Raw genomic sequence first — 6,194 nt, 5'->3', positions numbered from 1 at the left:
GAGTTGGATGACACTGTCCGTCCCCTTTTTTGTGCTGTGACCAGCGGACGGGAGCCTCAACTAGGCCGGACCAGTGTCATCCTCTCGTTGTTTTAGTGATGTGTCGTTGTCGTCCCCCAGATTTGTCCAGGGGACAACTTGGCGAAACCCACCGTACGCGGCGCTATCAGGCCGAAAGCTTGGCGGCGACTTCGGCCACCCGGCGGCCTTGATAGCGGGCGCCGTCCAGTTCGTTCTGGCTGGGCATGCGCGATCCATCACCGCCGGTGATGGTCGTGGCGCCATAGGGCGCGCCCCCGGTCACCTCGTCCAGGCGCATCTGGGCCTGATAGCCATAGTCCATGCCGACGACGACCAGACCGAAGTGCATCAGGTTGGTGATCATGGACATGAGCGTGGTCTCCTGGCCGCCATGCTGGGTGGCGGTGGCGGTGAAGGCCGCGCCCACCTTGCCGTTCAGCGCGCCACGGGCCCACAGACCGCCGGCCTGATCCAGGAAGTTGCTCATCTGCGAGGCCATGCGGCCAAACCGCGTGCCCACGCCGATGATGATGGCGTCATAATTGGCCAGGTCCTCGATGGCGGCGATGGGCGCGGCCTGGTCGAGCTTGTAGTGGGCGGCCTTGGCGACGTCTTCGGGCACGAGGTCGGGGACGCGCTTGATGTCCACCTGGGCGCCGGCCTCGCGGGCGCCTTCGGCCACGGCCTGGGCCATGGTTTCGATGTGGCCATAGGCCGAGTAGTAGAGAACGAGAACCTTGGTCATGTGTCTGCTCCTTCGCAGGGGAGGGTTCGGGGCGGCGGGCCTTAGGCCGCGTCCACCAGGACGAGTTCGGAATCTTCCAGGGCCGTGATGGTCAGCCGGGCTTCTTCGGCGATGGCGGCGCCGTCGCGCGCGGCGAGGCTGACGCCGTTCACCTCCACCTTGCCCGTGGCCGGCACCAGGTAGCCGTAGCGGCCCTCCATGGCGTAGGTGGTGGTCTCCCCGGCCTTCAGCGTGGCGCCCAGGACCCGCGCATCGGTGCGGATCGGCAGGGCCTCCTCATCGCCCCGGCCGCTGGCCAGGGGAATGAAGCGGCCCGAACGCTCACCCTTGGGAAAGGGCTTGGCCCCCCAGGCCGGCGCGCCGCCGGTGCGGCTGGGTTCGATCCAGATCTGGAAGATGCGCGTGGTGTCGGTTTCCAGATTGTATTCTGCGTGCCGGATGCCCGAGCCTGCGCTCATCACCTGGACGTCGCCCGCCTCGGTGCGACCCTTGTTGCCCAGGCTGTCCTGGTGGGTGATCGCGCCATCGCGGACATAGGTGATGATCTCCATGTCCGCGTGCGGGTGAGGCGGGAAGCCGGAGTTGGGGGCGATCTCGTCGTCGTTCCACACCCGGATGGGCCCCCAGCCCATGCGCTTGGGATCATAGTAGTTGGCGAACGAAAAATGGTGGCGGGCCTTCAGCCAGCCGTGGTCGGCGCCGCCAAGGCCGTCAAACGCTCTACGCTCGATCATGGTCGGACTCCCTGTGCGCCCGAAGTCGGGCGCTCTTGTGTGGCGCTAGAGATAGGGATTTAGATGGGCTCCGAAACAGAAACAGAAGAAACTCATCGTTTCCAATGCGAACCCTTCCCGACTTTGAGGCCCTGGCCGTCTTTGTCCGCGTGGTGGAGCAGCGGTCCTTCAGCGCGGCTGCGAGCGACCTGAAGGTCAGCAAGGCCACTGTCTCCAAAGCCATCCACCGGCTGGAGGCGCGGCTGGGGGCGCGGCTGTTCAACCGCACCTCCCGTCGCCTGGCCCTGACGGAGGCGGGGTCTCGCCTGCTGGAGCGCGCCCGGCAGATGGTGGCCGAAGGGGAGGCGGCCGAGAACGAGATCATGGCCGAGTCCGCCCAGCCTCGGGGCCTCGTGCGCCTGGCCTCGCCCATGTCCTTCGGCCTGATCGAGGTGGCGCCGGTCCTGCCGGACTTCCTGAAGCAGTATCCGGGCGTCAGCCTGGACCTGCACATGAGCGACGAGACCATCGACCTGGTGGGGATGGGGTTCGACATCGCCCTGCGGATCGCCGCCTTGCCGGACTCATCGCTTCTGGCGCGCCGGCTGCGGCCGGTGGCGCGCCACCTGGTGGCCGCGCCAGCCTATCTGGAAGGGCGCGGCCGGCCCACCCATCCCAGCCACCTGGCGGACCATGCCTGCCTCGGCTACGCCTATCTTCCCACGCCTGAGACTTGGCGGTTCATGAACCGGGCCGGCGAAGAGGTTTCGGTGCGGCCCGCCGGGCCCTTGCGCGCCAACAATGCTGAATCCCTCCTGCCGGCCCTGGAGGCAGGCCTGGGTGTGGCGGTGCAGCCGGACTTCATCATTCGCGACTGCCTGGCGGCCGGCCGGCTGGAGGTCCTGATGCCCGAATGGTCGCCCCCGCCGGTCGCTCTGCACCTGGTGGCGCCGCCCGGCGGACCCCGTCCGGCGCGGGTCTCGGCCTTGATGGACTTTCTTGCCGCCCGGCTCAGCGAACCGGTTTCCCCTGCGCGGAATTGAGGGGATGATCGCGACGATCCAGACGGAGAAAGGGCGAGGGGCCTGAGGTGAGACGCGTGCGCGGCAGCGGGGCCTGGATCGCCCTCGTCCTGGCCCTGGGCCTGGCGGGCTGCGGCTCCATCGCCCGGGCGCCCCTCGACGTCTCGCTGGCGGCGGGTCAGGCGCCGGCCTCCCCCCTGGACGCCTTTCGCTTCACCGATCAGGACGAGGCGGCCTTTGACGGCTTTGTCGATCGCTGGCGCGCAGATCGTGGGGACAGCGGACAGCGGCATAGTCGCCCCGCCCAGCCCATGCGGATCCTGGCGGTTTCGGCCGGCGGCGCGAACGGAGCCTATGGGGCCGGGGTTCTCTCTGGCTGGAGCCAGGCGGGGGATCGCCCCGACTTCGATCTCGTCACCGGGGTCAGCACCGGCGCCCTGATCGCGCCCTTCGCCTTTCTGGGGCCGGAATGGGACGCAAGGTTGCGGGACGCCTATACCGACCCCGATGCTGCGCGCCTCACCCATGGCGGCTGGGGGCTGTTTCGCGGGCCGAGCCTGTTCGGCGGCCGGTCCCTCCAGGACCTTGTGGCCAAGTATGTGGACGATCGGCTGATGCGCGCCGTGGCCGAGGAGCACCGCGCCGGCCGCCGCCTGCTGGTGGCGACCACCAATCTCGACCAGCAGGCCACCGTGCTGTGGGACATGGGAGCCATCGCCCTGGCCGGTGAGGCGTCCGGTCAGCGGGAGGCCGCAGCCCGGCTGTTCGAGACGATCCTGGTGGCGTCGGCCAGCATTCCCGGCGTCTTTCCCCCGGTCATGATCGACCATGACGGGGAGCCGGGGGGACTGGCCGAAATGCATGTGGATGGGGGCGTCACCTCGCCCTTTGTCCTGGCGCCATCGCGGCGGGAGGCCTGGGCCGTTCAGCTTTCGCCGCCGGATCATGGGGCCGCCTCGGAGAGGTCCGCCGACGAGCTCTATGTCATCGTGAACGGGGAGATCGATCCTTCGCCCTCGATCACCCGCGGGGCGGCCATGCCGATCCTCACCCGTACCTTCGACACCATGTCCAAGGCGAGCGTGAAGGCGCACCTGATCAGCAGCGCCGCCTTCGCCCAGGCGCGGGGCGCAAGGCTCAGCTATGCGGCGATCCCGCCGGAGCTGGGGGCCGACAGCATGGCCTTCCAGGTGGACGCCATGCGTCGGCTCTTCGACGCCGGGGCGGCGGCCGGACGCGAACGCTCGGCCTTCACCCTTCTCGCTTCCCCTGATGCGACAGCGCCTTGAGCGCGATCGTTCAGGCCGCGCTTGAGGCGATGGTCGGGATTTCGGCGGCGCCAGGGGCCGGGGCGGGGGTCGCCTCAGGCGGCTTGGCCAGGCGGACGCTGCGGCCTTCGAACACGGCGCCGGTCTCCATGGCCAGCTGTTCGTGGGCGATGTCGCCTTCCACGTGCGAACCGCCATAGAGGCGAACCTGACGGGCCTTCAGAGGGCCTTTGATGTGACCGCGGATCTCTGCCACCACGGCGACCACCGTGCCCTCGATCCGGCCCTGAGGGCCCAGCATCAGCTTGCCCACGCGCACGTCGCCGCGCACCAGGCCGTCGATCTGCACCTCGGCCTCGCCGGCGATATTGCCCTGGATGCAGACCCCTTGGCCGATCAGCGAGGCGGGTCGGGGCTTGGCCGGGGCGGCGGGCGCGTTGGCGCGCACGGGCTCCTCCATCTGGGGGCGTTGGGCGGTCTTGCTGGACTTTTCGAACATGGCGGCGTCCCGTCTCGATACGTGTGGCCCATCGCCGTGCAAGCCCGGCGCCGGACACGCCTGCACGCTACTCCGCGCCCGCCAGGGCGCCGCGGACCAGTCGGGCGCTGAGGCGCTCCTCCAGGCCGCGGGGCTTGGAAAGACCCAGCCGCTCCAACGCCTTGCGGGTCTTCGGATGGGCCCGGCCTCCAAGCCCGCGACCCGCCAGCCTCGCCAGGTCCGCCGGCGAGCGGCTGGCGGTCTTGATCGCCTGCAGGACCGGGGCGAGGTCCCGCTCCAGGGGCGTCATCTCCCCGCCAAAGGGGAAGGGCGGCAGGTCCCCGGCGGCCTCGAACGGCGCCAGCGCCTGCGCCAGCTTGTCGGGATGGTTGGCCGCGGCGAACGGACTGGGCCGATGGCCGGCGGGCAGCTTGCCGGCGGACTTGGCCGCCTCCATCAGCATGTCGTGCCAACGGCTGTCGGCCGTCTCCAGCATCCGCGCGATCACCTCGGCGTCGGCGGCCCCGCGCAGATCGGCGACGCCATACTCGGTCACCACCATGTCGCGCAGGTGGCGGGGAATGGTGGTGTGGCCATAGGACCAGCGGATGTTCGACTGCGGCCCCTCGGCGCTGTCACGCCAGCTGGGCAGGGTCATGATCGAGCGCGCGTCAGGCAGGGCGAAGGCCTGGGCGACGAAATTGTACTGCCCGCCCACGCCGCTCACCACCCGGCCATCCTCCAGGGCGTCGGAGGTGATGGCGCCCAGCAGGGTGGCGATCATGCCGTTGTTGACGAAGCGGGCGTTACGCCGGGCCGCCACGCGCGCCTCATAATCGGCGCCGTAGAGCGCGTTGACGAAGCCCACCTCAGTCATCTGGAACCTGGCCCGTTCCTCCAGGCTCATGGTGCGCAGGGCGGCATAGAAGTCGCGCGGCGCCAGGAAGAAGGCGGCGTGAAGGACAGCCCCGTCCACCTCCCGTTTGAGGACGCCTGCCCGGTAGAGCTCCAGGAAGGCGTCCACGAACATCTCCGTGGCGCCGTAGAGGCCGACCTCGAAGGGTTCGGTGTGTCGCGGCGTGCGATCTTCCGATGGAACAAGGGCGCCCAGAATCTCGCGGAACCGCGCGGGGCGTCGGTGGCGCAGGATCAGCGCATGGGCCACCGCATGCCCCATGGAGCCGATGCCGATCTCCAGCGTGCCGTCATCGGGGATCAGGCTCGCCACGTGGAAGCCCATGGCGTAGTGGGCGAGGCTCACCGGCTGCTTGGGCGGGCCGGGCAGGGGGAATTCCACCGCCTCGTCCTCCAGCATGAAGTCGAACGCCGAGGCCGGCTGTTCCGCACCGCCGGGCATATAGGGCAGCTCGCTGTTGACCTGGCCGGCGAGCAGGATGTCAGCTCGGCCCTCCGCCTTGGCGCGCAGCAGCTCCAGGGTCAGATCGGTGTTGCAGGACAGACTGTAAGAGCCTGACCGCTCGGGGGTTTTGGCGACCAGCTGCGCCACCACATTACAGCCTCGCTCCAGGATGTAGCCGCCCGCATGGGTGTAGTTGGCCGATATGTAGCTCTGCTGGACGGCGGGGTTGGACAGCCAGACGCCGGCCTGGAGGAAGAACTCGTCCACCTCGATATTGGGCGGCAGCTCGCCGCGCTGCAGCGCCTGGGCGTAGGCAAGCTCGGGATAGCCGCCCAGGGTGCGATCCAGGATGGGGCCCAGGAAGCGCTTCTCCAGCAGGCTGCCCAGGCGGGGCGGGGTAAGCGTCAGGGCGCTGAAGATGCGCAGGGAGATCGCCCGGTCCATGGCCGCGCGGGCGAACAGCGCATTGGCGATATGATTGGCCTTGCCCAGGCCGAGCGGCAGGCCCAGCACCACCTTGCCGTCGAGACGCTCGATGATCGCAAGGGCCACCGCATCGGGGTCGGTGAAGGTCTGGGGGCGGGCCG

The 6,194-nt window shown here is 69.2% G+C and carries 6 protein-coding genes; 2 read left to right on the top strand and 4 right to left on the bottom strand.

Annotated elements, in window-relative coordinates:
- Positions 1–166: 166 nt before the first annotated feature.
- Both wrbA and V7D28_RS02955 read right to left on the bottom strand, forming a co-directional pair.
- A complete protein-coding gene (gene wrbA, locus V7D28_RS02960) occupies positions 167–766 on the bottom strand; it encodes an NAD(P)H:quinone oxidoreductase (protein ID WP_333585868.1) in 600 nt (199 codons plus the stop codon).
- A 41-nt stretch (positions 767–807) separates the two neighbouring features.
- Positions 808–1,500, bottom strand: coding sequence for a pirin family protein (locus tag V7D28_RS02955; RefSeq protein WP_333585867.1), 693 nt, complete (start codon positions 1,498–1,500; stop codon positions 808–810).
- Positions 1,501–1,604: 104 nt separating this feature from the next.
- Here V7D28_RS02955 and V7D28_RS02950 point away from each other — a divergent pair, with 104 nt between their 5' ends.
- Positions 1,605–2,522, top strand: a complete 918-nt coding sequence (locus tag V7D28_RS02950) for a LysR family transcriptional regulator (RefSeq protein ID WP_333585866.1) — start codon at positions 1,605–1,607, stop codon at positions 2,520–2,522.
- Between the two features lie 56 nt (positions 2,523–2,578).
- Positions 2,579–3,790: a patatin-like phospholipase family protein gene (locus V7D28_RS02945; RefSeq protein WP_333585865.1), complete on the top strand. Its 1,212-nt coding sequence runs from the start codon at positions 2,579–2,581 to the stop codon at positions 3,788–3,790.
- 10 nt (positions 3,791–3,800) lie between these two features.
- Here V7D28_RS02945 and V7D28_RS02940 read toward each other — a convergent pair whose 3' ends face one another.
- Both V7D28_RS02940 and V7D28_RS02935 read right to left on the bottom strand, forming a co-directional pair.
- Entirely contained in the window at positions 3,801–4,268 is a 468-nt protein-coding gene (locus V7D28_RS02940) for a bactofilin family protein (RefSeq protein ID WP_333585864.1), read from the bottom strand.
- Positions 4,269–4,335: 67 nt separating this feature from the next.
- Positions 4,336–6,194 (bottom strand): acetyl-CoA hydrolase/transferase C-terminal domain-containing protein (locus tag V7D28_RS02935; RefSeq protein ID WP_333585863.1); only part of this gene is annotated, 1,859 nt, incomplete at its 5' end.

The sequence above is a fragment of the Phenylobacterium sp. genome (genome assembly GCF_036723115.1).
Classification (GTDB): Bacteria; Pseudomonadota; Alphaproteobacteria; order Caulobacterales; family Caulobacteraceae; genus Phenylobacterium.
Note: the sequence above shows the minus strand (reverse complement) of the source record. Positions and strands in the feature narration are given on the sequence as shown.